The organism is Pseudomonas sp. AFG_SD02_1510_Pfu_092 (assembly GCF_003331055.1).
In the GTDB taxonomy this organism is placed as follows: Bacteria; Pseudomonadota; Gammaproteobacteria; order Pseudomonadales; family Pseudomonadaceae; genus Aquipseudomonas.
Genome location: NZ_PUQD01000143.1, coordinates 1 through 224, shown reverse-complemented (window position 1 = coordinate 224; position 224 = coordinate 1). Strand labels below are relative to the sequence as shown.

Annotated in this window: 2 tRNA genes; both read left to right on the top strand. The window is 60.3% G+C overall.

Features of this window, described 5'->3' with window-relative positions:
• A tRNA-Ala gene (locus C6A77_RS25220) sits at positions 1-76 on the top strand.
• A 72-nt stretch (positions 77-148) separates the two neighbouring features.
• Positions 149-224, top strand: a tRNA-Glu gene (locus tag C6A77_RS25215).

The window sequence follows — 224 nt, the reverse complement described above, 5'->3', positions numbered from 1 at the left end:
GGGGCTATAGCTCAGCTGGGAGAGCGCCTGCATGGCATGCAGGAGGTCAGCGGTTCGATCCCGCTTAGCTCCACCAAATTCCGCTTAACAGCCAAGGCTGGTAAGCAAGACCGGGTCCAGCAACCGGGTCTTGAAGGTAAGAAGGTTCGTCCCCTTCGTCTAGTGGCCTAGGACACCGCCCTTTCACGGCGGTAACAGGGGTTCGAGTCCCCTAGGGGACGCCA